Here is a 19,958-nt window from a genome sequence, read left to right on the forward strand (position 1 = left end):
AACCTGGTCAGACCGGTTTCCCGCACCCCCGCGTTATAGGGGCGTCAGTGATACGTGAGAGGGTCTGGGGCGTGAGTGAGACACCACCGAACACCCTGCAATACCGCTTTGACGGGCCAGAAGATGCCCCGGTCCTGATCTTGGGTCCCTCACTGGGTACCACATGGCACATGTGGGACCGGCAAGTGCCCGAGCTGGCGCAGCACTGGCGGATCTTCCGTTTCGACCTGCCGGGTCACGGGGGCGCCCCCGCCCACCCGGCGGGCTCCGTCGCCGAGATCACCACACGGTTGCTGGCCACACTCGACGGACTCGGCGTGCAGCGCTTCGGCTACGCGGGCTGCGCGTTCGGCGGCGCCGTCGGCGTCGAACTGGCGCTGCGCCACCCCGAACGCCTCGCCTCCCTCGCGCTGATCGCCACCTCACCGCGCTTCGGTACGGCCGACGAGTTCCGCCAGCGCGGTGTGATCGTCCGTACCAACGGGCTGGACCCCATCGCCCGCAGCTCGCCGGAGAGGTGGTTCACCGGAGGGTTCGCCGCCGCCCAGCCCGCGATCACCGAGTGGGCCGTGCAGATGGTGAGGACCACCGACCCCGGCTGCTACATCGCCGCCTGCGAGGCGCTCGCCGCCTTCGACGTGCGCGGCGAGCTCGGCCGGGTGGACGCCCCGACCCTGGTCCTCGTCGGCGCCGACGACCAGGTCACCGGCCCCGCCGAGGCCCGTACCCTGGTCGCCGGCATCACCGACGCCCGCCTCGCCGTCGTCCCGGGCGCCTCGCACCTGGTCCCGGTCGAGCAGCCCGCGGCCGTCACCGACCTGCTGGTGCGGCACTTCAGCACCGCCTGGCAGACCGCCCACGACGCCTCCACGGGTCAGATCGCCGTCCCGGCCGCCCCCGCACCCGCCCCCGCCATCGCCCCCATGGCCCCCGCCGCCCCCGCTCAGCCGGCGCCGGCTCCGCCGCCCCAGGCCGCGTCGCCGATCGCCGAGATCGCCCCGGCCGCCGTACCACCGCAGACACCGGCGCTGGGGCGGCCCGACCCGTACGACACCGGGCTCAAGGTGCGCCGCGAAGTACTCGGCGACGCGCACGTCGACCAGGCGCTGGCCCAGGCGGGCGAGTTCTCGGGGGACTTCCAGGAGCTCCTCACCCGGTACGCGTGGGGCGAGGTCTGGAACCGGCCGGGCCTGGACCGGCGCACCCGCAGCTGCGTCACCCTCACCGCCCTCGTCGCCGGCGGCCACCTGGACGAACTCGCGCCCCACCTCCGGGCCGCCCTGCGCAACGGCCTCACCCCCGGAGAGATCAAGGAAGTACTGCTGCAGGCGGCCGTCTACTGCGGCGTACCGGCCGCGAACGGCGCCTTCCGGGTGGCGCAGCAGGTCATCCGGGAGGAGACCACGCCGCCGCAGTGAGTCCCGCCGAGCAGGGGGCCGGTGTACGGCGGCAGGATGGAGTCATGAAGCTCACCAAGAAGTCGCACGCCTGCGTCCGCCTCGAAAAGGAGGGGCGGACGCTCGTCCTGGACCCCGGAGGGTTCAGCGAGGAGGACGCCGCCCTCGGCGCGGACGCGATCCTCGTCACCCACGAGCACCCCGACCACTTCGACGAGCTGCGGTTGCGTGCCGCGATGGAGAACAATCCGGCCGCCGGGATCTGGACGCTGAAATCGGTCGCGGAGAAGATCTCGGCGGCGTTCCCGGGCCGCGTGCACACGGTCGGCCATGGTGACACCTTCACCGCCGCCGGCTTCGACGTGCAGGTCCACGGCGAGCTGCACGCCGTGATCCACCCGGACATCCCGCGCGTCACCAACGTCGGCTTCCTCCTCGACGGCGGCAAGGTCTTCCACCCCGGGGACGCCCTCACCGTCCCCGACCGCCCCGTGGAGACGCTGATGCTCCCCGTCATGGCGCCGTGGAACAAGATCTCCGAGGTCATCGACTACGTCCGCGAAGTGAAGCCGCAGCGTGCCTACGACATCCACGACGCCCTCCTCACCGACCTCGCCCGCCCGATCTACGACCGTCAGATCGGTCAGCTGGGCGGCTCGGAGCACCTGCGCCTGACCCCCGGAGACTCCGCGCGGGTGTGAGAGGCGACTCGGCACCCCGGAACCCCTGCATCCTGGCGGGCGGGGATCCGGACCGGGTTGTCAGTGCCGGCGGGTAGGTTTGGGCCATGCGTATCGCGACCTGGAACGTGAACTCGATCACCGCCCGCCTGCCGAGGCTGCTCGCCTGGCTGGAGAGCAGCGGCACCGACGTGCTATGCCTCCAGGAGGCCAAGGTCGCCGAGGAGCAGTTCCCCTTCGACGAGCTGCGCGAGAAGGGCTACGAGGCGGCGGTGCACGCCACCGGCCGGTGGAACGGCGTGGCGGTGCTCTCTCGCGTGGGCCTCGAGGACGTGGTCAAGGGCCTGCCCGGAGACCCCGGGTACGAAGGCGTCCAGGAGCCCCGCGCGATCTCCGCCACCTGCGGCCCGGTCCGCGTCTGGTCGGTGTACGTGCCCAACGGCCGTGAGGTGGAGCACCCCCACTACGCCTACAAGCTCCAGTGGTTCGAGGCGCTGCGCGCGGCCGTCGAGGGCGACGCGACCGGCAGCCGCCCCTTCGCGGTGCTGGGCGACTACAACGTCGCTCCGACGGACGACGACGTCCACGACCGTGCCGCCTTCGAGGACTCCACCCATGTCACCCCCGCCGAGCGTGCCGCCCTCGCCTCCCTGCGCGGCGCCGGACTGTCCGACGTGGTCCCGCGCCCGCTGAAGTACGACCACCCGTTCACCTACTGGGACTACCGCCGGCTCTGCTTCCCCAAGAACCGCGGCATGCGCATCGACCTGGTGTACGGCAACGAGCCCTTCGCCAAGGCGGTCACCGACTCCTACGTCGACCGCGAGGAGCGCAAGGGCAAGGGCGCCTCGGACCACGCGCCGGTCGTTGTGGACCTGGACGTGTAGCGGCGGCCCCCGGCCCCCACCTTCCGGCTCCCCTCCCGCAGTCGGCGTCCCGCCCCCGCCCCCGTCGGCGATCCCGCGCCGATCCGGGCTCCTCGCCGGTCGCTCCCGCGTGCCCGTGGTGCACATGGCGGTATGAATGACAGTCTGTAGGTATGAACTTCCCCTTCCTGGGCAAGCGGCGCGGGGATACCCGGGCTCACGACGCCGACGGTATCGGTGACCTGCTCGCCGACTGCGACCTGCTGCGCTCGCAGGCATTGCGGGAGGGTGTCCGGCTCGACGACTCCAAGGTCTCGCTGGAGCGGCTCGACCAGATGCTGCCGCGCTGGCGGAGCGACGACGAGATCCTCGCCTGGCTCGGCAACGACGCCGGTCTGTACCTCGGCACCGTGATCGTGCGCACCGTACCCGGTGCCGCCTGGTCCATCCGGTCGGACGGGCAGCCCGTCGTCCGCCTCGCCTCCGGCCGGGAGTTCGACGTGGTGGCGTCCGGCCACGCGTGGGCGGAGGACGGCGTCCCCGAGCTCTCGCAGCTGTACGGTGAAGTCGCGGAGGCGTGAACCTCCAACCTCGCGAACGCCGTACACGGGGCCGATGCCCGAAAGGCGCGTGTCATCGGCACGCCTGCCGCTTGTGTCGATACGTTGCAGTGGTCAGGGCACACGCGACAGTTCAGGGGCATAAGCAGGGTGCGGCCGGAGATCACTGCTCGCGCGGCGAGTCGGACACCACGACGGGCCGTCCGTGGGCGAGGAGAAGGTCAGCTGCGCACCGGGTTCACGCCCGGTGGGAGTTGCGGGGCGCCGGTGCCGGCAGGGGGCTCGTCGCCGCCCGGGTCACGTCCCCGACGAGCTCGACGACATCCGGGCCGTACGCCTGCGAGTTGACCACCTTCAGCAGCAGCACGAAGGAGTTGTTGCCGTGCTTGCGGGCCAGCTTCTCGTGATGGCGCGCGAGGTAGCGGGTGGCGGCCTGGTTGGTGATCGCGCGCTGGCCGCAGAACAGGAACGCGGGCCGGGCCTCGCGCCGGTCCCCGGCGGTGAGGCGGGCCAGCAGGACGTACTCCGTGACGCCCGCGTCCATGCGGTAACGCTCCCCGCCTATCTGGAAGGCGCCGCGGTCCGGGCCCGGTTCCGGGTCGATGTTGATCCGCACTCCGGGCAGCATGGCCGCCATGTGGGCCACCATGCGCCGATTCGACCCGGGACCGCCCACGCAGAACTCCGTGCGCTCGCCGAAGCCCTGATGGACCGTTTCCTGCGTGGCCACCTGGACGTGCGCGCCACAGTCCTTGATCAGCGCGCACAGCTCCAGCAGCGCGAAGACGTCGAAGCGGTGGACCGCCGGTTCGGACGCGGCGGGGTCCCGGTTGACGACCAGCAGTGACTCGGAACTGTCCGGCAGCCCGAAGAACGCCTGCTTGCGGCGGAGTCTCCGCTTCCACAGGTAGGTGCGGGTGAACCAGCCCAGCGCGGCGCTGAGGCCGGCCGCGACCACGCCGAGGACGATGTTGCGTACGTCGTCAGTCATGGGCGCGCATGCTAGCGGGCGTCGGCGTACCGGCGTTCGACGGGTCGCTGTGAACGTGTTCCTGACGCGGCCATGACGATCAACTAAGCTGCCCGAACGGCTCTTCCCTGGAGGTGTGGATGCGTCGCCCTGTCGCACGGAATCTGACGGTCCTGGCGGTCTCGGCCGCCGTGGTGGTGTCGGTGGGGGCGGTGGCGCCACCCGCCGAGACGGCGCCTCCCGCCGCCCGGAGCAGACCCGCCGCCCCGAAGACACCGGTCGCCGTCGGGTACGGCGGCGCGGTCGCCAGCGTCGACGCCGACGCCTCCGCCGCCGGCATCGAGGTCCTGCGCAAGGGCGGCAACGCCGTCGACGCCGCCGTCGCCACCGCCGCCGCGCTCGGTGTCACGGAGCCCTACTCGGCCGGCATCGGCGGAGGCGGCTACTTCGTCCTTTACGACGCCGAGTCCCGCACGGTGCGCACCATCGACGGCCGTGAGACCGCGCCGCTGACCGCCGACGAGAGCCTTTTCACCGAGAACGGCGAGCCGCTCGCCTTCGCCGACGCAGTCAGCAGCGGCCTCGCCGTCGGCACCCCGGGCACGCCCGCCACCTGGCAGGCCGCCCTCGACGAGTGGGGCACCCGGAAACTCGGCTCCGTGCTCAGGCCCGCCGAGCGCCTGGCCCGGCACGGCTTCACCGTCGACGACACCTTCCGCTCCCAGACCGCCGCCAACGAGCAGCGGTTCCGCTACTTCCCGGACACCGCCGAGCTGTTCCTGCCGGGCGGCGAACTCCCGGTCGTCGGCTCCACGTTCAAGAACCCGGACCTGGCGCGTACGTACAAGGAACTGGCCCGCGAGGGCGTCGGCGCGATCTACCGCGGCGAACTCGGCGAGGACATCGTCGCCACCGTCAACGAGCCGCCCGTCGACCCGGCCTCCGGTTGGCACGCCCGCCCCGGCGACCTGTCCGCCAAGGACCTCGCGGCCTACGAGGCCAAGTTCCAGGCGCCCACCAGGACCTCGTACCGCGGACGGCACGTCTATTCCATCGCGCCCTCCTCCTCCGGCGGCACCACGGTCGGCGAGGCCCTCAACATCCTGGAGAGCACCGACCTCTCCGAGGCGGGCAAGGCCCGCTATCTGCACCGCCTCATCGAGGCGAGCCGCATCGCGTTCGCCGACCGGGGGCGCTGGCTCGGCGACCCGGCCTTCGAGGACGTACCGACGAGGGAACTGCTGTCCCAGCGGTACGCCGACTCGCGCGAGTGCCTGATCAAGGACGACTCGGTGCTCACCAGCCCTCTCGCACCCGGCGACCCCCGGCACCCCGCCCCCTGCGCGGGCGGCGGCACGGCGGCGCCGACGACGTACGAGGGCGAGAGCACCACCCACCTGACGGTGGCCGACAAGTGGGGGAACGTCGTCGCCTACACGCTCACCATCGAGCAGACCGGCGGCAGCGGCATCACGGTGCCCGACCGCGGCTTCCTGCTCAACAACGAGCTGACGGACTTCTCCTTCGCCCCGGCCAACCCGGCCGTCCACGACCCGAACCTGCCCGGTCCCGGCAAGCGTCCGCGGTCCTCGATCGCGCCGACCATCGTCCTGGACCAGCACCACCGGCCCGTCGTGGCGGTCGGCTCGCCCGGCGGCTCCACCATCATCACGACCGTGCTCCAGACGCTCACCGGCGTCATCGACCGGGGGCTCCCGCTCGTCGACGCGATCGCGGCCCCGCGCGCCAGCCAGCGCAACACCGCCCGGACCGAACTCGAACCCGGTCTCCACGACAGCGGCGTGCGGGAAGAGCTGGAGGCCCTCGGGCACTCCTTCGAGGAGAACCCCGAGATCGGCGCGGCGACCGGCGTACAGCGGCTGCCCAACGGCAAGTGGCTGGCCGCCGCCGAGAAGGAACGACGCGGCGGCGGCTCGGCGATGGTGGTACGGCCGGTGCGCTAGGCCGGCGCGCCAAAACTCACAGTTCGGGGGCGGGCCGCTCGGGCGTCCGGAACGCCAGCCGCCCGTCCTCGACGTCGACCGTCACCCGGCCGCCCTCCGCGATACGGCCGTCCAGCAGGAGCCGGGACAGTTCGTTGTCGACCTCGCGCTGGATGGTGCGGCGCAGTGGACGGGCGCCGTACTCGGGCTGGTAGCCGCGCTCGGCGAGCCAGTCCACGGCCGCGTCGGTGAAGTCGACCGTGATGCCCTGCGCGTGCACCATACGGCGGGTCTGCTCAAGCAGCAGGCTGGTGATCTGCCGCAGTTGCTCGCCGCTGAGCTGGCGGAAGACGACGATCTCGTCGATCCGGTTGAGGAACTCGGGCCGGAAGTGCTCGCGCAGCGGGCGCAGCACCTGCTCGCGCCGGGCCTCCTCGTCCGCCTCCGAACCGCCGGCGCCGAAGCCGATGCCAGCACCGCGCCGGGTGATCACGTCGGAGCCCAGGTTGCTCGTCATCACGACGACCGTGTTACTGAAGTCCACCGTGCGGCCCTGCGAGTCGGTCAGGCGCCCGTCGTCGAGCACCTGGAGCAGGATGTTGAAGACGTCCGGGTGCGCCTTCTCCACCTCGTCCAGCAGGAGCAGGGAGTACGGGTGCCGACGCACCACCTCGGTGAGCTGGCCGGCCTCCTCGTGCCCGACGTAGCCGGGCGGGGCGCCGACCAGGCGGCTGACGGTGTGCCGCTCCTGGTACTCGCTCATGTCGAGCCGGACCATGCGGTCCTCGCTGCCGAACAGCGCCTCCGCCAGTGCCCGTGCCAGCTCGGTCTTGCCGACGCCGGTCGGACCGAGGAAGAGGAAACTGCCGATGGGCCGGTCGGGGCTGGCGAGCCCGGCGCGGGAGCGCAGTACGGCGTCGGAGACCACCCGTACGGCCTCCTCCTGGCCGACCACCCGCTCGTGCAGGTGGGCCTCCAGGCCCAGCAGACGGTCCTTCTCCTCCTGGGTGAGGCTGCTGACCGGGATGCCGGTCAGCCGGGACACCACCTCGGCGATGGACTCGGTGCCGACGACCAGGTTCAGGCCCTCGTCGGCCTCGCCACCACCGTCCGCCTCGGTGATCCGCTGCTTCAGCTCGACGATCCGGTCGCGCAGCTGGGTGGCCTGTTCGTACTGTTCGTCCGCGACCGCCTGGTCCTTGTCCCGGACCAGCTGGTCCACCTCGCGCTCCATGGTCCGTACGTCCGTGCCCTTGGTGCGGGCCCGCAGCCGCACCCGGGCGCCCGCCTGGTCGATCAGGTCGATGGCCTTGTCCGGCAGGCGCCGGTCGGTGAGGTAGCGGTCGGACATCTCCACGGCCGCCACCAGTGCCTCGTCGGTGTAGCGAACCTGGTGGTGGGCCTCGTAGCGGTCGCGCAGGCCGCGCAGGATCTCGATCGCGTCCGCGGTGGTGGGCTCCGGGACCAGGATCGGCTGGAAGCGGCGGGCGAGGGCCGCGTCCTTCTCGATCCGGCGGTACTCCTCCAGCGTGGTGGCGCCCACGATGTGCAGCTCGCCGCGGGCCAGGGCCGGCTTGAGGATGTTCCCGGCGTCCATCGAGCCGCTCTCGCCGCCCCCGCCCGCGCCGACGACGGTGTGCAGCTCGTCGATGAAGATGATCAGCTGGTCGGAGTGGGCGCGGATCTCGCCCACGATGTTGTTCATCCGCTCCTCGAAGTCGCCCCGGTAGCGGGTACCGGCGACCACGCCGGTCAGGTCCAGCGCGACCACCCGGCGCCCGACCAGTACGTCGGGCACGTCGCCGTCGGTGATGCGCTGCGCCAGCCCCTCCACGACGGCGGTCTTGCCGACCCCCGCGTCACCGATGAGCACCGGGTTGTTCTTGCCGCGGCGGGAGAGTACCTCGACGGTCTGCTCGATCTCCTCCTCGCGCCCGATCACCGGGTCGATCCGGCCCTGCTGGGCCAGGTCGGTGAGGTCGCGGCCGTACTTGTCCAGGGTCGGCGTGTTGGTGGTCCGCGGCCCCTCCGCGCGGGCCTTCGCGGCGTCCGGTGCCTCCGTCGGCAGACCCGAGGGGGCGAACCGGGCCGCGTTCAGGATGTGCCCGGCGGCCGAGTCCGGGTTGGCGGCCAGGGCGCTGAGCACGTGTTCCGGGCCGATGTACCCGGTGCCGGTCGACCGGGCCAGCTCGTGCGCGTCCAGCAGGGCGCGCTTGACGGCCGGGGTCAGGGAGAGCGAGGTCGGAGGCGGCACCTCACCGGGCGGGTGCTGCACCGGGCCGCTGCGCTCGTCGATCTGGGACGCCATCGAGTCGGGGTCGGCACCGGCCCGGCTGAGCAGGCCCCGGGTCGGCTCGGTGGAGAGCGCGGCCCGCAGCAGGTGCTCGGTGTCCAGGTCCCGGCTGCCGTGCTCGGCGGCGTACTGGGCGGCGCCGCGCACCAGCTCCCGGGCGGGCTGGCTGAGCAGCCGCCCGATGTCGATCTGCCTCGGCCTGGGCCCGCCGAAGAAGCGTGCCAGGAATTCCGCGAACGGGTCACCCTCCGGGCCCATGAAGCCGCTGCTCATCGTTTCCGGTCCTCCGCTGCTTCGCTGATCGACGTGCCGGGGCCGGGTAACCCGGGCGGGGTGAGCTCATGCCCAACATGACACGTTCTGTTCCGGCGGGCATGTGCGGGAACCCGGGCCCCGGCCCGGGTCAGAGACCGTCCCGCGAGGTCAGGACGCGCGGACCGGCTTCGGTGATCGCCACCGTGTGCTCCACGTGCGCCGCCCGGGAGCCGTCGTTCGTGCGCAGGGTCCAGCCGTCCGGAGCGGGGTGGTAGTCGTCCCGGCCGCTGCTGATCAGCATGGGCTCGATGGCGATGACCATGCCGTGCCGCAGGGGGAGCCCGCGTCCCGGCCGGCCCTCGTTGGGGACCCCGGGGTCCTCGTGCATCTGCCGGCCGATGCCGTGGCCGCCGAAGTCCTCCATGATGCCGTAGCCGGCTCCCCGGCACACCGTGCCGATGGCGTGCGCGATGTCGCCGACGCGGTTGCCGACGACGGCGGCGTCGATGCCCGCCGCGAGGGCCCGCTCGGCGGTCTCGATCAGCGTCACGTCCGCCGTGCGCGGGGTGCCGACGACGAAGCTGACCGCCGAGTCGCCGGCCCAGCCGTCCAGGGTCGCGCCGCAGTCGATGGAGACGAGGTCGCCGTCGCGCAGCCGGTAGCCGTCGGGGATGCCGTGCACGATCGCGTCGTTCACCGACGTGCAGATGACCCCCGGGAACGGCGTCGGCGCGAAGGAGGGCCGGTAGCCGAGGAACGGCGAACCGGCGCCCGCCTCCCGCAGTACCTCGTGCGCCACCGCGTCCAGGTCCAGCAGGGACACGCCCACGTCCGCGGCCCGCCGTACGGCGGTCAGGGCGCGCGCGACGACCTGGCCGGCCGCGTGCATGGCGTCGATCGATGTGTCTGTCTTCAGTTCCACCATGCCAATTACTATACCGGTATTTTAATTGGAATCCCTCCGGGGTTCTCGCCTCCGGGCGTCTCGGGGCCTCTCGGGCCGCGTCCCGGCCCGGTACGGGAAGCCGGTATTAGAATGGCGTCATGGTACGCACTCCACTGACCCCCGAAGAGCGTGAGCGCGGTGAGCGCCTCGGGCGCCTGCTCCGCGCGGCCCGCGGCGACCGGAGCATGACGGAGGTCGCGGCCGAGGCCGGGATCTCCGCCGAGACGCTGCGCAAGATCGAGACCGGCCGGGCGCCCACCCCGGCGTTCTTCACGGTGGCCGCGCTGGCCCGCGCGCTGGGGCTCTCCATGGACGAGCTGGCGGGGTGGTGCGCGCTCGCGGGCGTGTGATCGCCGGACGGCGACGTCCGCCCCAGCCGCCCCACCGGCCCCTCCGCTCACCCGCAGGAGTGCGAAAACCGATCGACATCGCGCCGTGACGACGATGGTCTTGGCAAGCCCCTGTGGCCAGGCTTACCTTCGACCCTCTACGGCCTGCTCTACGGGCGTAGAGGCTCTGACGTCGTGTCGAAGGAGCAGCTCATGGCCAACGTCGTACGTGCCGCTCTGGTCCAGGCCACCTGGACCGGCGACACCGAGTCCATGGTGGCGAAACACGAGGAGCACGCCCGCGAGGCGGCCCGGCGGGGAGCCGGGATCATCGGCTTCCAGGAAGTCTTCAACGCGCCCTACTTCTGCCAGGTGCAGGACCCCGAGCACTACCGCTGGGCCGAACCCGTCCCCGACGGCCCGACCACCCGCCGTATGCAGGCCCTCGCCCGCGAGACCGGCATGGTGATCGTCGCCCCCGTCTTCGAGGTCGAGCAGTCCGGCTTCTACTACAACACCGCGGCCGTGATCGACGCCGACGGCACCGTCCTCGGGACGTATCGCAAGCATCACATCCCGCAGGTCAAGGGCTTCTGGGAGAAGTTCTACTTCCGCCCCGGCAACCTCGGCTGGCCCGTCTTCGACACCGCAGTCGGCAAGGTCGGCGTCTACATCTGCTACGACCGGCACTTCCCGGAGGGCTGGCGGCAACTCGGCCTCGGCGGCGCCCAGCTGGTCTACAACCCCTCCGCCACCCACCGCGGCCTCTCCGCCCACCTGTGGCGGCTCGAACAGCCCGCGGCGGCCGTCGCCAACGAGTACTTCGTCGCCGCGATCAACCGGGTCGGGCAGGAGGAGTACGGGGACAACGACTTCTACGGGACGTCGTACTTCGTCGACCCGCGCGGGCAGTTCGTCGGCGACACGGCCGGCGACACCAAGGAGGAACTCGTCGTCCGCGACCTCGACTTCGCCCTGATCGACGAGGTGCGGCAGCAGTGGGCCTTCTACCGCGACCGCCGCCCCGACGCCTACGAAGGGCTGGTGCGGCCATGACCAAGGACCTGTTCGGCCGGCACCGCGCCGTCCTGCCCGACTGGCTCGCCCTGTACTACGAGGACCCGCTGGAGATCACTCACGGAGAGGGCCGCCGGGTGTGGGACGCCGCCGGCAACTCGTACCTCGACTTCTTCGGCGGCATCCTCACCACGATGACCGCGCACGCGCTGCCCGAGGTGACCAAGGCGGTGAGCGAGCAGGCCGGGCGGATCATCCACTCCTCGACCCTCTACCTCAACCGGCCGATGGTCGAACTCGCCGAGCGCGTCGCCCAGGTGTCCGCCATCCCGGACGCCCGGGTCTTCTTCACCACCTCCGGCACCGAGGCCAACGACACCGCCCTGCTGCTCGCCACCGCCCACCGGCGCAGCAACACGATCCTGGCGATGCGCAACAGCTACCACGGCCGCTCCTTCAGCTCCGTCGGCATCACCGGCAACCGCGGCTGGTCGCCGACGTCGCTCTCCCCGCTCCAGACGCTCTACGTCCACGGCGGCGTACGCACCCGCGGCCCCTACGCGCACCTGGACGACCGCGACTTCATCGACGCCTGCGTGGAGGACCTCGAGGACCTCCTCGGCCACACCCGCCCGCCGGCCGCTCTGATCGCCGAACCCGTCCAGGGCGTCGGCGGCTTCACCTCCCCGCCGAACGGCCTGTACGCCGCGTTCCGCGAGGTGCTGCACGAGCGGGGCATCCTGTGGATCGCCGACGAGGTGCAGACGGGATGGGGCCGCACCGGCGAGCACTTCTGGGGCTGGCAGGCCCACGGGAGGAGCGGCCCGCCGGACATCGTGACCTTCGCCAAGGGCATCGGCAACGGCATGTCCGTCGGTGGCGTCATCGCCCGCGCCGAGATCATGAACTGCCTGGACGCCAACAGCATCTCCACCTTCGGCGGCACCCAGGTCACCATGGCGGCCGGCCTCGCCAACCTCACCTACCTGCTGGAGCACGACCTCCAGGGCAACGCCCGGCGTGTCGGCGGACTGCTCGTCGAACGACTGCGGGCCGTCGCCGCCCAGGTGCCGCATGTACGCGAGGTGCGCGGACGCGGGCTGATGATCGGCGTCGAGCTGGCCCGGCCCGGCACCGACGAGGCCGTCCCCGAGGCGGCGTCCACCGTACTGGAGGAGGCCCGCGCGGGCGGGCTGCTCATCGGCAGGGGCGGCGGCCACAACACCAGCGTCCTGCGCGTCGCCCCGCCGATGTCCCTCACCGTCGCGGAGGCCGAGGAGGGCGCCGCGATCCTCGAACGCGCTCTGCGGAGCGTCTGACAGCAGCGTCCCGAGCCGGGGAGGCGCCACCGTGACCACCATCTGGGACCATGACCGGCAGCCCGGGGGACTCGCCCTGCTGGTGCGCCCGGTCCTCGGCCCCGAGCGGGTGGCCGCCGGGCAGCCCGAGGTGATGGCCGGCGCGCACCGGCTCGGCCACCTCGTACCGCGTCGTTCCCCGGACGTGGTTCGTCGGCCAGGCCGCGAGGGGCCAGGAGAGCGGACTCGTCGTCCGTGACCTCGACACGGGCGGGCCGCGAGAGGTCCCCGACCGCCGGCGGTGCTGCCGCGACCGGACCGCCGGCGGTTCCACCGCGACCGGGCGCCGGGCGCGCACTCCCCGCCGACCGTGCCCCCACCGACCGGGGCACCTGACAGGAGGGAACAGCAGCATGAGCAGTCGTACCGTCATCCGCGGTGGCCTGGTCGTCACCGCGTCCGACGAGATCCACGCCGACGTCCTGATCGAGGACGGCCGCATCGCCGCCCTCGCCGCGTCCGGCACCCCGGCAGCCGAGGCCTTCACGGCCGAGAGGGTCATCGACGCGAGTGGAAAGTACGTCGTCCCGGGCGGGGTCGACGGCCACACCCACATGGAGATGCCCTTCGGCGGCACCTACGCCGCCGACACCTTCGAGACCGGCACCAGGGCCGCCGCCTGGGGCGGTACGACCACGATCGTCGACTTCGCCATCCAGGGCGTCGGCCACTCCCTGCGCGCGGGCCTGGACGCCTGGCACGCCAAGGCCGAGGGTAACTGCGCGATCGACTACGCCTTCCACATGATCGTCTCCGACGTGAACCAGAAGACGCTCAAGGAGATGGACCTGCTGGTGGAGGAGGGCGTCACCTCCTTCAAGCAGTTCATGGCGTACCCCGGTGTGTTCTACTCCGACGACGGCCAGATCCTGCGCGCCATGCAGCGCGCCGCCGACAACGGCGGCCTGATCATGATGCACGCCGAGAACGGCATCGCGATCGACGTCCTGGTCGAGCAGGCCCTCGCCCGCGGCGAGACCGACCCGCGGTACCACGGAGAGGTCCGCAAGGCACTCCTGGAGGCCGAGGCGACCCACCGCGCCATCAAGCTCGCCCAGGTCGCCGGCGCGCCGCTGTACGTCGTGCACGTCTCCGCGACGGAGGCGGTCGCGGAGCTGACCCGGGCCCGCGACGAGGGCCTGAACGTCTTCGGCGAGACCTGCCCGCAGTACCTCTTCCTGTCCACCGACAACCTCGCCGAGCCCGACTTCGAGGGTGCCAAGTACGTGTGCAGCACGCCGTTGCGCCCGCGCGAGCACCAGGCTGCACTGTGGCGGGGCCTGCGGACCAACGACCTCCAGGTGGTGTCGACCGACCACTGCCCCTTCTGCTTCAGCGGGCAGAAGGAGCTGGGCCGCGGCGACTTCTCCAAGATCCCCAACGGCATGCCGGGCGTCGAGAACCGCATGGACCTGCTCCACCAGGCCGTCGTCGACGGGCACATCACCCGCCGCCGCTGGATCGAGATCGCCTGCGCCACTCCGGCCCGCATGTTCGGCCTCTACCCGAAGAAGGGCACCGTCGCGCCCGGCGCCGACGCCGACGTGGTCGTCTACGACCCGCACGCCGAGCAGGTCATCTCCGCCGAGACCCATCACATGAACGTCGACTACTCGGCGTACGAGGGCAGGCGGATCACCGGACGGGTGGAGACCGTGCTCTCGCGCGGTGTGCCGGTCGTCACCGAGCGGGAGTACACCGGACGCAAGGGCCACGGCGTCTACACCCCGCGTGCCACCTGCCAGTACCTGAACTAGGAGGTGTCGTGCCCATGGACTTCGGACTCGTCCTGCAGACCGACCCGCCGGCCTCCCGCGTCGTCAGCCTGATGCGACGGGCCGAGCGCAACGGCTTCACCCACGGCTGGACCTTCGACTCCTGCGTGCTGTGGCAGGAGCCTTTCGTGATCTACGGTCAGATCCTGGCCAGCACCACGAAATTGAAGGTCGGCCCGATGGTCACCAACCCGGGCACCCGCACCTGGGAGGTGACCGCCTCGACCTTCGCCACCCTCAACGACATGTTCGGCAACCGCACCGTCTGCGGCATCGGCCGCGGCGACTCCGCGATGCGCGTCGCCGGCCGCAGACCCGTCACCCTCGCCCGCATCAGCGAATCCATGCGGGTCATCCGGGCGCTGGGCAGGGGAGAGGAGGCCGACCTCGGCGGCGGCACCGCCGTCAGGTTCCCCTGGATCAGGCCGGGTGCCGAAGTACCCGTGTGGATGGCGGCGTACGGCCCCAAGGCGCTCAAGATGACCGGCGAGGAGGCCGACGGCTTCATCCTCCAGCTCGCCGACCTCTACCTGACCGAGCACATGGTCAAGGCCGTCAAGGAAGCCGCCGTCGCCGCCGGACGCGACCCGTCCGAGGTGACGATCTGCGTCGCCGCCCCCGCCTACGTCACCGCCGACGACTCGCTCCAGGCGCTGGCCCACGCGCGCGAGCAGTGCCGCTGGTTCGGCGGCATGGTCGGCAACCACGTCGCCGACCTGGTCGAGAAGTACGGCACGCACTCCGCCGCCGTCCCCGACGGACTCACCGACTACGTCAAGGACCGCGAGGGGTACGACTACGCCCACCACGGACGCAGCGGCAATCCGGACACCCGGTTCGTGCCGGACGAGATCGTCGACCGGTTCTGCCTGATCGGACCGGCCGAGAAGCACATCGAGAAGCTCGAGGCCCTGCGCGCCCTCGGCGTCGACCAGTTCGCTCTCTACGGCATGCATGACGCGCAGGAGACGACGATCGACGCGTACGGCGCCCTGGTCATCCCCGCGCTCAGCGGATGATGGACGGCGCCGCAGCGATGGAGTGACAGCTTCTTCGCCGGGCGGCGCGGCGGAACCGCCCGCCGGTACCCGCGTCAGGACGACAGGTCGGCCGGCGAGGCGGTGGCGGTGGGCGTGGGCGCCAAAACCGTGCTTGCCGGAACACCGCGCCGTCCGGCCAGTCGGCACCCCAGGCAGTCTCCGTGCCCGCCTCGAGCGGTGGAGTCCCGTACTGCGAGGCCCAGTTGGCCGGCGGGCCGCGGGCCGGGCGGCTTGCCCCAGCCCGCGAGGTGCAGGACCCAGGTGAGCAGTGCCGCCGACGCCACGACGGCCAGTCCCAACCAGATCCCCGGGCGCCAGCCGACGACGCCCAGGCCGGTGACCACGGACCCGGCTACGGCGACGAGGCAACCGGTCCATCCCGCGACGGTGTGTCCCTCGTCGTGCTGATTTCCGCTCATGTGCCTGCCTCCTCGTGCCCGTAGGGCCGCGACACGGCATGCGGCGACACCGCGTGCGGTGGCACGACCCGAGGCTGGGCTTCAAATGCCCTAGCAAGCAAGGAAGTTACCCCAGGGCCAAAGGGAATGCGACAGGAGCGGTGACCGGCATCGTCAACCGCCTGGAGCGCGGCGGATTCGTGACCCGTCGGCCGGCCCCGGCCGACGGGCGCCGGGTACGCGTCACCGCGGTCCCTGCCGCGGCGATGCGTGTGCGGGCCGTCCACGGCCCGTACTCCGCGCGGCTCACGGAGCTCCTCGCCAACTACGGCTCGGACGAGGCCGCGGTACTCGCCGACTGGTTCACGCGTGCCGGTGCGCTGACGCGTTCCCACCTGGACGATTCCCGCTGGAGGGGCGGGCGGTCAGCCGGTGTGACCGTCCGTCAAGGCGGCCACCGCCTCCTTGGCCGCCTTGATGGCACCCTTGTTGATCTCGCCCGTATCGGGGGCCTTCTTCGACTCGAAGTCGCTGCCGTTGTAGGTGATCATCACCAGGGCGTTGGACGCGCGGACCAGCACCGTGCCCTCGCGTGTCTGCTGCTTCTCCTCGGTGGTGAGGTTCACGACGGAGTAGGCCGCGTCGCCGAGCCCCGGGACCTCACCACCGCCGCTCCGGTCGGCGACCCGCTCCTTGTACGACTTCAGTGCCGCCTCGTCCGACTCCATCACCTCGAAGGAGACATCGAGCCAGCGGTAGTCGTACCCCTTGAGGGCGTTCCAGGAGCAGGTGCGGCGCGCGTCGGTGTCCGTCGAAGGAATCTCCGTGCCGTCCGTCTTCGCGCCCGGCACCAGCGAACCGACCGTCTTGCCGGCCAGGCTCTCGCAGGGCGCCGGCGCGGCGGCGTACGTCTTCGTCACCGCCTCGGTCGCGGGCGCGGAGGCCGACCGGTTCGTCGGGTCGGGCGGCGTCTTGTCCTTCGCGGCCGGTGAGGAGTCCGGCCCGGACGACAGCGCCCAGCCCGCCGTGGCGAGCACGGCGACCGGCGCCAGACGCACGGTCAGGGCGAGCGGCAGGGGAAGAGAACGCACGGCGCACTTCTCGTGGGGGATGGTGCGGAGGGCCCGCACGGCGGACGGGACGCCAGTGTCACACGAGTCCCGGTGGGGCGAAAGGGCGAACTCGGTGCGTGGCCGGGCGGTGACGCAGACGGACCGGAACGCGCGGTCCCAACGGGCCGGGACGCGGGGAGCGCGCCGCCCGCGACGCGCGACAGCAGGAACCCGACGGCGTCCCTACGGCACGCGGGCGGTCCACTCCTCACTGCTGAACTTGGTGGCGGCGAGCTCCTCGGCGCGCCTCATCTCCTCCGGGGTGATGTGCCCCTGGGCGAGGCCGTAGCGGTTGCGGAAGGAGGCGATCATGTTCTGGATCACCTGCTCCCGGGCGAGGCCCGTCTGGCGGCGGAGCGGATCGACGCGCTTCTTGGCGCTCCTGGTGCCCTTGTCGGACATCTTCTCCTTGCCGATGCGCAGGACCTCGAGCATCTTGTCGGCGTCGATGTCGTACGACATGGTCACGTGGTGCAGCACGGCTCCGGGACCACCGTCCGGCCCGACCATCCGCTTCTGGGCGGCGCCGGCGATCTTGCCGGCATCGGTGGCGATGTCGTTGAGAGGCTGGTACCAGGCCTTGATGCCCATGTCGCCGAGCGCGCCCAGGACCCAGTCGTCGAGATAGGCGTAACTGTCGGCGAAGGAGAGTCCCGAGACCAGCGCCTCCGGCACGGACAGGGAGTACGTGATCGTACTCATGGGCTCCACGAACATGGCCCCGCCACCGGAGATGCGGCGTACCACGGACAGTCCGTGCTTCGCGATCCCCTCGGGGTCCACCTCGTTGCGCAGCGACTGGAAACTGCCGATGATCACAGCGGGCGAGGCCCACTCCCAGACCCGCAACGTGGGCGCCCGTCGCCCGGCGGCCACTTCGGCGGTGAGGACCTCGTCCAGAGCCATGTGCAGAGCGGGTGCCTGTGGCTCCATGTGCACCAGCTGCCAGTCGTAGTCGCTCCACTCGGCCGCGTGGCCCAGCGCTCGCCGGACGGCGATGCCGACGCCCTCCGCGGTCAGCCCGAGCATCACGGCCGACTCCGGCAGCGCCGCCGTGACGCGGGCCGCCAGGCCTGCGGCGTCCGTCGCGGCGGGGGCACCTTCCAGAGCCCCGTTGATCGTGAGGATCGCCTCGTCGGGCTCCAGGAAGAAGTCCCCGGCGACCGTCACATTGCGGAGGGCGCCCTCCTCGACGTCCAGATCCACGACGACCAGCTTGCCGCCCGGCACCTTGTATTCGCCATGCACGGCTTCGTTCCCTTCCAGTGCGCGGTGTGGCTCCTGAGCCCGTTGCTCCGCCATCCGGACAGACACGCACATGCTTCGTATCGCACCTTACCGACCGATTCGGAAGGAGAGGGGCGTGGGGTGCGGCGCACCCCCTGTGCCCCCTCCTGTGCCCCCCTGTGCCGCCGCCCGTTCCGCCGCCCACATCTCAGAGCCTTCTGATCCGGCACCGTTAGCCTCCGGCCCACGGTGCGCGATCACGTGGTTTTCGACCTCGCCCTCGTCCTCGCACCGCAACCGGATCCGTGAAGGAGCGCCATGACCGAACAGTTTCCCGGTGCAGTCCTCGATCTCCTCGACGCGGCAGGCGACCGCACGGTCTTCGAACACGGTGACCGGGAGGTGTCCGGGCGAGAACTGCTCGGTATGACACGGCGGGTGGCGACCGCATTGCGTCGGCGCGGCCTCGGTCCCGGCCGCGCCGTCGCCCTGTTGCTCGGCGTCGGTCCCGAGGCGTTCGCCGCCGTCATCGCCGCGTACACGGTCGGAGCCCGCGTCGTCGGAGTACGGCCCGGCATGACGGATCACCAGCGTGGGCTCCTCCTGCGGGACGTCGAGGCCAGGATCACCGACCGGCCGGGACCACCGGACGAGCGGCCGAGGGGCACCGTCCTGCCGCTCGGTGAACTCCTGGCGACGGCGGACGACGGCCTGCGGCCCCGGGTCTCGGCGCGGCCTCAGGACGTCGCCCGGCTCATCCACACCAGCGGCAGCACCGGCGTCCCCAAGGCGTGCGCCCAGACGTACGCGGCGATGACCGCGGCCTGGACACTGCGGCCGGACGACTGGCCGCCCGCGGTCCGGGAGCTCGCCGGCCGCCTGGACAGGTTCCTGGTCTTCGGCACCCTGACGAGCCAGGTGATGCTCGAGTACGGCCTGCTCGCACTCGCCGCCGGCGGCGTCCTGGTCCGCGCCGACCCGCCGGACCTTCCCGGCGCCCTCGTGCGCCACCGGGCGACCGCGAGTGTCATCACGGTGCCCCGTCTGAACCGGCTCGTGACGAGCCTGCGTACTTCGTCCGCCGACCTCGGCACGCTGCGCGCGCTGATGGTCTCCGGCTCGCCACTGGAACCGGGCCGGGCGCACGAGGCAGCCACGGTGCTCGGTCCGGTCGTCTTCCACGGGTACGGACAGACCGAGACCGGCATGATCTCCATGGCCACGCCCGCGGACCCGCCCGGCTCGCTCGGCGTGCCGCCCGTCGACCTGGAGGTCCGGGGCCCGTCCGGCCGCCCCGTCCCGCCGGGGAGCGAGGGGGAGATCTTCGTCCGCACGCCGTCGCAGGGCGCCGGTTACTGGGAGCAATCCGCGCTGAGCGCCGAGGTGTTCGTGGACGGCTGGGTCCGCACCCGCGACCTCGGCCGTCTCGACGCCCAGGGCCGGCTGTGGCTTTCGGGGCGGACCCGGGACGTGGTCATCGTCGATGCCAACGTCTACTACACCGGTCCCGTCGAGCGGCTGCTCGCCCGCCACCCGGCGGTGGCCGAGGCGTACGCCGTCGCGGTCCCCGACGACGGCACGGGGGAGACCGTACACGCGTTCGTCGTCCCGGCGGACGGCCGCGTACCGGCCCTGGACGAACTGCGCTCCATGGTGGCGGCGCACCTGGGTGAGGCGTGTGCGCCGACGCGCCTGACCCTGGTCGCCGAGGTACCGCTCACCACGGCCGGCAAGCCCGACCGGCACCGGCTGACGCGGGAGGCGTGAAAGGAGGTCGGGCCGGCCCCGCGCC

Annotated in this window: 18 protein-coding genes; 12 read left to right on the top strand and 6 right to left on the bottom strand. The window is 71.8% G+C overall.

Going from position 1 to position 19,958, the window contains the following annotated elements; translation table 11 throughout:
- Nucleotides 1-71: 71 nt before the first annotated feature.
- The 4 genes from pcaDC to ABEA26_RS05710 all read left to right on the top strand — a co-directional run bounded on the left by pcaDC (nucleotide 72) and on the right by ABEA26_RS05710 (nucleotide 3,524).
- Nucleotides 72-1,418 carry a bifunctional 3-oxoadipate enol-lactonase/4-carboxymuconolactone decarboxylase PcaDC gene (pcaDC, locus tag ABEA26_RS05695; protein ID WP_345589794.1) on the top strand — a complete coding sequence of 449 codons (1,347 nt, stop codon included), beginning with the start codon at nucleotides 72-74 and terminating at the stop codon, nucleotides 1,416-1,418.
- A 44-nt stretch (nucleotides 1,419-1,462) separates the two neighbouring features.
- Nucleotides 1,463-2,098: an MBL fold metallo-hydrolase gene (locus ABEA26_RS05700; RefSeq protein ID WP_345589796.1), complete on the top strand. Its 636-nt coding sequence runs from the start codon at nucleotides 1,463-1,465 to the stop codon at nucleotides 2,096-2,098.
- An 86-nt stretch (nucleotides 2,099-2,184) separates the two neighbouring features.
- Nucleotides 2,185-2,964, top strand: a complete 780-nt coding sequence (locus ABEA26_RS05705) for an exodeoxyribonuclease III (RefSeq protein ID WP_345589798.1) — start codon at nucleotides 2,185-2,187, stop codon at nucleotides 2,962-2,964.
- A 152-nt stretch (nucleotides 2,965-3,116) separates the two neighbouring features.
- A complete protein-coding gene (locus tag ABEA26_RS05710) occupies nucleotides 3,117-3,524 on the top strand; it encodes a DUF6278 family protein (protein WP_345589800.1) in 408 nt (135 codons plus the stop codon).
- 217 nt (nucleotides 3,525-3,741) lie between these two features.
- Here the strand turns inward: ABEA26_RS05710 and ABEA26_RS05715 are convergent, their stop codons facing one another.
- A complete protein-coding gene (locus ABEA26_RS05715) occupies nucleotides 3,742-4,494 on the bottom strand; it encodes a hypothetical protein (RefSeq protein ID WP_345589802.1) in 753 nt (250 codons plus the stop codon).
- A gap of 119 nt (nucleotides 4,495-4,613) precedes the next feature.
- Between ABEA26_RS05715 and ggt the strand changes: the two genes are divergently transcribed.
- The gene (gene ggt / locus ABEA26_RS05720; RefSeq protein WP_345589804.1) at nucleotides 4,614-6,437 is read left to right on the top strand and encodes a gamma-glutamyltransferase; all 1,824 of its coding nucleotides are present in this window, start codon (nucleotides 4,614-4,616) and stop codon (nucleotides 6,435-6,437) included.
- Between the two features lie 16 nt (nucleotides 6,438-6,453).
- Here the strand turns inward: ggt and ABEA26_RS05725 are convergent, their stop codons facing one another.
- Together ABEA26_RS05725 and map are read right to left on the bottom strand one after the other, a co-directional pair.
- Entirely contained in the window at nucleotides 6,454-8,982 is a 2,529-nt protein-coding gene (locus ABEA26_RS05725; RefSeq protein WP_345589806.1) for an ATP-dependent Clp protease ATP-binding subunit, read from the bottom strand.
- Between the two features lie 130 nt (nucleotides 8,983-9,112).
- Nucleotides 9,113-9,889, bottom strand: a complete 777-nt coding sequence (gene map, locus ABEA26_RS05730) for a type I methionyl aminopeptidase (protein ID WP_345589808.1) — start codon at nucleotides 9,887-9,889, stop codon at nucleotides 9,113-9,115.
- Nucleotides 9,890-10,008: 119 nt separating this feature from the next.
- On the opposite strand from map, the gene ABEA26_RS05735 reads away from it, so the two are divergent.
- The 6 genes from ABEA26_RS05735 to ABEA26_RS05760 all read left to right on the top strand — a co-directional run bounded on the left by ABEA26_RS05735 (nucleotide 10,009) and on the right by ABEA26_RS05760 (nucleotide 15,408).
- The gene (locus ABEA26_RS05735; RefSeq protein WP_345589810.1) at nucleotides 10,009-10,260 is read left to right on the top strand and encodes a helix-turn-helix domain-containing protein; all 252 of its coding nucleotides are present in this window, start codon (nucleotides 10,009-10,011) and stop codon (nucleotides 10,258-10,260) included.
- Nucleotides 10,261-10,452: 192 nt separating this feature from the next.
- Nucleotides 10,453-11,295 (top strand): nitrilase-related carbon-nitrogen hydrolase, encoded by an 843-nt coding sequence (locus ABEA26_RS05740; protein WP_345589812.1) that lies wholly within the window; start codon nucleotides 10,453-10,455, stop codon nucleotides 11,293-11,295.
- Nucleotides 11,292-12,575 (top strand): aspartate aminotransferase family protein, encoded by a 1,284-nt coding sequence (locus ABEA26_RS05745; RefSeq protein ID WP_345589813.1) that lies wholly within the window; start codon nucleotides 11,292-11,294, stop codon nucleotides 12,573-12,575. The genes ABEA26_RS05740 and ABEA26_RS05745 overlap by 4 nt, the downstream gene beginning before the upstream one ends.
- A gap of 31 nt (nucleotides 12,576-12,606) precedes the next feature.
- Nucleotides 12,607-12,813 (top strand): hypothetical protein, encoded by a 207-nt coding sequence (locus ABEA26_RS05750; RefSeq protein ID WP_345589815.1) that lies wholly within the window; start codon nucleotides 12,607-12,609, stop codon nucleotides 12,811-12,813.
- Nucleotides 12,814-12,967: 154 nt separating this feature from the next.
- Entirely contained in the window at nucleotides 12,968-14,371 is a 1,404-nt protein-coding gene (gene hydA / locus ABEA26_RS05755) for a dihydropyrimidinase (RefSeq protein ID WP_345589816.1), read from the top strand.
- Between the two features lie 14 nt (nucleotides 14,372-14,385).
- Nucleotides 14,386-15,408 carry a TIGR03842 family LLM class F420-dependent oxidoreductase gene (locus tag ABEA26_RS05760; protein WP_345589818.1) on the top strand — a complete coding sequence of 341 codons (1,023 nt, stop codon included), beginning with the start codon at nucleotides 14,386-14,388 and terminating at the stop codon, nucleotides 15,406-15,408.
- 74 nt (nucleotides 15,409-15,482) lie between these two features.
- On the opposite strand, the gene ABEA26_RS05765 is transcribed toward ABEA26_RS05760, so the two are convergent.
- The 3 genes from ABEA26_RS05765 to lplAB form a co-directional block, all read right to left on the bottom strand.
- On the bottom strand, nucleotides 15,483-15,848 hold the full coding sequence (locus tag ABEA26_RS05765; RefSeq protein WP_345589821.1) for an HGxxPAAW family protein: 366 nt from the start codon (nucleotides 15,846-15,848) through the stop codon (nucleotides 15,483-15,485).
- Nucleotides 15,849-16,252: 404 nt separating this feature from the next.
- Nucleotides 16,253-16,918, bottom strand: coding sequence for a hypothetical protein (locus ABEA26_RS05775; RefSeq protein ID WP_345589823.1), 666 nt, complete (start codon nucleotides 16,916-16,918; stop codon nucleotides 16,253-16,255).
- A 204-nt stretch (nucleotides 16,919-17,122) separates the two neighbouring features.
- On the bottom strand, nucleotides 17,123-18,187 hold the full coding sequence (gene lplAB / locus ABEA26_RS05780; protein WP_345589825.1) for a lipoate-protein ligase LplAB: 1,065 nt from the start codon (nucleotides 18,185-18,187) through the stop codon (nucleotides 17,123-17,125).
- A gap of 297 nt (nucleotides 18,188-18,484) precedes the next feature.
- On the opposite strand from lplAB, the gene ABEA26_RS05785 reads away from it, so the two are divergent.
- Complete coding sequence (locus ABEA26_RS05785; protein ID WP_345589826.1) at nucleotides 18,485-19,933, top strand: class I adenylate-forming enzyme family protein; 1,449 nt, start codon at nucleotides 18,485-18,487, stop codon at nucleotides 19,931-19,933.
- Nucleotides 19,934-19,958: the final 25 nt, after the last annotated feature.

The sequence above is a fragment of the Streptomyces marokkonensis genome (assembly GCF_039539045.1).
GTDB lineage: Bacteria > Actinomycetota > Actinomycetes > Streptomycetales > Streptomycetaceae > Streptomyces > Streptomyces marokkonensis.

Excerpts from the sequence above, each read along its gene's own strand:
- ABEA26_RS05785 (WP_345589826.1), top strand. The coding sequence starts at position 18,485 with ATGACCGAACAGTTTCCCGGTGCAGTCCTCGATCTCCTCGACGCGGCA.
- ABEA26_RS05710 (WP_345589800.1), top strand. The coding sequence starts at position 3,117 with ATGAACTTCCCCTTCCTGGGCAAGCGGCGCGGGGATACCCGGGCTCAC.
- hydA (WP_345589816.1), top strand. The coding sequence starts at position 12,968 with ATGAGCAGTCGTACCGTCATCCGCGGTGGCCTGGTCGTCACCGCGTCC.
- ABEA26_RS05725 (WP_345589806.1), bottom strand. The coding sequence starts at position 8,982 with ATGAGCAGCGGCTTCATGGGCCCGGAGGGTGACCCGTTCGCGGAATTC.
- ABEA26_RS05735 (WP_345589810.1), top strand. The coding sequence starts at position 10,009 with ATGGTACGCACTCCACTGACCCCCGAAGAGCGTGAGCGCGGTGAGCGC.
- ABEA26_RS05745 (WP_345589813.1), top strand. The coding sequence starts at position 11,292 with ATGACCAAGGACCTGTTCGGCCGGCACCGCGCCGTCCTGCCCGACTGG.
- ABEA26_RS05700 (WP_345589796.1), top strand. The coding sequence starts at position 1,463 with ATGAAGCTCACCAAGAAGTCGCACGCCTGCGTCCGCCTCGAAAAGGAG.
- ABEA26_RS05765 (WP_345589821.1), bottom strand. The coding sequence starts at position 15,848 with ATGAGCGGAAATCAGCACGACGAGGGACACACCGTCGCGGGATGGACC.
- ABEA26_RS05740 (WP_345589812.1), top strand. The coding sequence starts at position 10,453 with ATGGCCAACGTCGTACGTGCCGCTCTGGTCCAGGCCACCTGGACCGGC.
- ABEA26_RS05705 (WP_345589798.1), top strand. The coding sequence starts at position 2,185 with ATGCGTATCGCGACCTGGAACGTGAACTCGATCACCGCCCGCCTGCCG.
- ggt (WP_345589804.1), top strand. The coding sequence starts at position 4,614 with ATGCGTCGCCCTGTCGCACGGAATCTGACGGTCCTGGCGGTCTCGGCC.
- map (WP_345589808.1), bottom strand. The coding sequence starts at position 9,889 with ATGGTGGAACTGAAGACAGACACATCGATCGACGCCATGCACGCGGCC.
- ABEA26_RS05760 (WP_345589818.1), top strand. The coding sequence starts at position 14,386 with ATGGACTTCGGACTCGTCCTGCAGACCGACCCGCCGGCCTCCCGCGTC.
- ABEA26_RS05715 (WP_345589802.1), bottom strand. The coding sequence starts at position 4,494 with ATGACTGACGACGTACGCAACATCGTCCTCGGCGTGGTCGCGGCCGGC.